Annotated in this window: 1 protein-coding gene; it reads right to left on the reverse strand. The window is 61.1% G+C overall.

The annotated features are described in order from the left end of the window. On the reverse strand, positions 1-1,382 hold a 1,382-nt coding region (locus tag PG892_RS22220), incomplete at its 3' end, for an IS66-like element ISAs21 family transposase (RefSeq protein ID WP_270825899.1). Between the last annotated feature and the right edge of the window lie 103 nt (positions 1,383-1,485).

Raw genomic sequence — 1,485 nt, forward strand, 5'->3', positions numbered from 1 at the left:
AACGGGTAGTCGGTTTTCTCGATGCAGGACCTGACAACTGCCCTCAGCCACTCCTGCGGGCAGCGGCCCAATCGCTTGGCCGTCTCCACCAACGATAGGATACGCTGCCTGAACTGCTCGCCTCGATGCGACCAGACGCCATAGCTTCCCTTGCGCCACAGCACATAGCCACGCAGCGCCCGCTCCGCTTCATTGTTGGTCAGCGCTATCTCGTCGTTTTCCATAAAACGCCATAGCATCTCATCGTCCTTGAGCAGTAACTGGCAGCGCCCACGGTAGCGCTTGGAACACAGTACACTGCCCCGCTCCAGCTGCCTTCGCCAGCTTTGCCGACATCGCTGCAACCTTCGCTGGTACTGCTCCCGGCTTAAGCAGCCTTGTTCATAGCCATGCCGGGTTCTGAACACCGTGTCAGCCAGCAGTACCAGCCGGGCTCCGATAGGCTGGTTGACGGCGTCGCTACTCTCGGCAATCGCCGCCACGTTGCGCAGCACATGCGCCCAGCACAGTTGGCGCTGGGCGCTGTCGATGAAGCGGTATCCCGCATACTGGTCGGTCACCAGCACCCCATCAAGCTCACTGCCCAGCAACCGCTTCGCTGCCTCCTGACCGCGGCCAAACGCCGTCATGAAGCAGACCGCGACCTTGCTCAGGGCCAGCCACATCCAGCGTCGCTCACCGCCCCGCTGGTGCCGGGTTTCATCGGCATGGATGATGGCGGCAGACTGCACTTGCTGTTTGATGGCTTGGTGGGTCGGGGTGAGCATGGCGCTGACCCGGCCTTGCGCTTCACTGATGGCGCCTCGGCTAAAGCTCAAACCGAAGTGCTGCTTGAGCTGCTGCTGTATCTTGCTGATGCTCTGGTGGAACTGACCACTCTGCAAAGCGATATAGCTCAGCAGATTAGCCCCCATCTGGCTGTGGCTCACCGTATCGGGCAGGGCTGCTTCACTGGTGGTGACGCACCCACGGCAGGTGCCCCGATACAGCTGATGCTCTGTCACCACATAGCTGACCTCGGGCAGGTCAAACACCTGATGAACCCGGTAGGGCTTGTCATGGGACACCACCTGCTCACCACAGCAGGCGCACTGCCGGGCAGGATAGTGTGGTATTGCCGTCAGTCGGTCGTCCTCAGGATGACGTTCACGCCGCTGCCCCTTGTGGCCAGGCTGGGCACCACGAGCCTTGCCGGAAGCGGGGCGCTTGCGCGCAGGCGGGGTCCCCGAGCCATCAGTGGAGGGGGGCTTGGAGGAGTTATTGCTGTTTTGGTTGAGGCGGTCTTCAAGCTCGGCGATGCGCGCCATCAGCTTGTAAATCAGCTCGTTGGCTTGCTCGAGGGTCAGCGGCAGGCCGGGTGGTGGCGTAATGGGTTTGCTCATGACGTGATGGTGCCAAGCTGGCGGGATCAGGCAAGGGGCAACAGTGGATCAAGGGATGATCGTCTCACTTTTTCCTGTCAATGCCATCTGGGTGAACAGTTAC

This window comes from Aeromonas sp. QDB68, from assembly GCF_027707405.1.
Lineage (GTDB): Bacteria > Pseudomonadota > Gammaproteobacteria > Enterobacterales > Aeromonadaceae > Aeromonas > Aeromonas caviae.